Origin of the sequence: Microcystis sp. LE19-8.1F, assembly GCF_027531715.1 — a bacterium.
Lineage (GTDB): Bacteria > Cyanobacteriota > Cyanobacteriia > Cyanobacteriales > Microcystaceae > Microcystis > Microcystis wesenbergii_A.
This window is the reverse complement of the sequence record NZ_JAPZSO010000107.1, coordinates 1-1,445: the sequence shown is the minus strand read 5'-3', so window position 1 is coordinate 1,445 and position 1,445 is coordinate 1. Positions and strand designations below refer to the sequence as shown.

Sequence of the window (1,445 nt, the reverse complement as noted above, 5' to 3'; positions counted from 1 at the left end):
CTTCAAGTTCGATTTGAGGAGCCACTTCATCAAACAAATCCTTGAGTGTATAGTTCTCTCGCCACAAGAAACGATTGACACTGTCAGGAGATAAATTGCCCAGAATTTGAGCCAAACGAACACAGCTTATATATTTAGGTTTGCAGAGCAAAAATAGGGTGTAAATAGCCAGATTACATTGAGCAGTTGTTGGCTTCGTAATGTTTCTCATCAGTTGTTCTGTTATAAGAGATGCCCTTGTGTCAGGAAATCAAATCGGAGAGGGTTTTGTCAAGAGTCGAGAGAGAAATTGTATCTAAGACTACCAAAATTAGACCACCCACATTTAAGCCTTTTTGTCAATGCGTAAGTTCTAGGGGTATCAAAGTAGCCAAAATTCACGCTCAAATCACCGATAGCAGAAAAGGGTAGCAACGCAAAGCGGGACAAAATCCAGCAGTTGAGATAGCAAAGAAACCTTGACGAGAGGTCAGCGCTGGGTAGTTCACGCATTGTGTTATAATTATGGCCAAGCCCTGAGAGGGATTTGAAAAGGAGTAACACCATGAGCCTATCTTCAGAAGCCTATCGCCAGGCCCTCGTGCGGGATGGAGAACGGCGCTATCGCGAATGGCACCAAAATTATCACAACTACTGCCGTCAATCAACGGCGGAATACCAAGCTCGTTGGGACCAACAACGTCCAACAAAGCCTTGGATTTCCTCGGAAGCCTACCGCCAATTTTTAGTCAAAGATGGGGAGCGGCGTTTTGCGGAATGGCATGGCGAGTTTTTAGACTATCAACGACAATTTCTGGCCCGTCAATCCACCTAAACGGATGTCAACGAATCCGCATTACAGCAATCTCTGAAAATAGTGGCTAGAGTCCAGGAAAAAATAGCTAATAACGCGATGTGCAACTATATTTTTAGTCTTGATTTACAAGGCTTTCAGAAATTAGCAGAGATAAAGTATCCTCTGGAACCCTGATTCTGTCGTTTTTAGTTGCACATCGCGTTAATAGCAATTTTCAATAGTCGTGACTAACATCTGAGAGTGCAATTCCTTTCTCCGAGAGGGATTGCGCTTTGAGGTGATCAACTAAGTCTGTCATTACGTAACCGTTCAGGGGGGGACGAAATCTGGTAATCTAAGGGGCATGGATGAAAAGCACCTACGGTTGATACCAGGAATTGGCGCAGAGGATTGGGAGAGAACGACCGCCAGCGTCAGACAGCTAGTAGCGCAGTTAGGTTTGAAGATAGAACAGCTATTGGGACTTAAACGCTCAACAAAGGTTTAATCGAGTATAATCGTTACAGAGTAAGCACTTAACGTTGAGAAATCGGCGATGAAAGAGACAACCCCTAGCGATGCCCCCCTGCTTTGACCGATGGTGTCGGCGGTTTGACAATTGCTTCAAAAACGAAGCGCAAAAAAACGGCTTCAGACAATATTTAGGAGG

Annotated in this window: 1 protein-coding gene and 1 pseudogene; one reads left to right on the top strand and one right to left on the bottom strand. The window is 44.5% G+C overall.

Translation table 11 applies throughout. The annotated features are described in order from the left end of the window. Positions 1 to 211, bottom strand: a pseudogene (locus O9334_RS10805) (IS701 family transposase); the annotation flags it as partial. Positions 212 to 544: 333 nt separating this feature from the next. Here O9334_RS10805 and O9334_RS10800 point away from each other — a divergent pair. Next, positions 545 to 814, top strand: a complete 270-nt coding sequence (locus tag O9334_RS10800) for a hypothetical protein (protein WP_079209051.1) — start codon at positions 545 to 547, stop codon at positions 812 to 814. The last annotated feature ends 631 nt before the right edge of the window (positions 815 to 1,445 follow it).